At 59.5% G+C, this 279-nt stretch carries 1 protein-coding gene; it reads left to right on the forward strand.

What is annotated here, in order from left to right; all coding sequences use genetic code 11:
• Positions 1-3 precede the first annotated feature (3 nt).
• The gene (locus tag SB754_RS19910) at positions 4-114 is read left to right on the forward strand and encodes a ferredoxin (protein ID WP_410784112.1); all 111 of its coding nucleotides are present in this window, start codon (positions 4-6) and stop codon (positions 112-114) included.
• Positions 115-279 lie beyond the last annotated feature (165 nt).

Raw genomic sequence — 279 nt, forward strand, 5'->3', positions numbered from 1 at the left:
GACATCGACGGACACGCGTCGGCGATCACCGAGGACGTACCGGCGGAGCACGAAAAGAGTGTCCGCGAGGCATTCGCATCGTGCCCGGAACGAGCAATCACCATCACCGAGTAGTACCCCTCCCTCCTGGTATTCGACTGCCCCGCACCTGAAAGGACGACGCCCATGACCGTTGAGGACGTCACCCAAGACGATCGAAAAACACCCCGTTTCCAGTTCGAGAGACACGCGCCCCACTATCGGGACGAGTTCGAAACCGTCACCCAGAAAATGCAATCG

This window comes from Leifsonia sp. SIMBA_070 (genome assembly GCF_046534635.1).
In the GTDB taxonomy this organism is placed as follows: domain Bacteria; phylum Actinomycetota; class Actinomycetes; order Actinomycetales; family Microbacteriaceae; genus Leifsonia.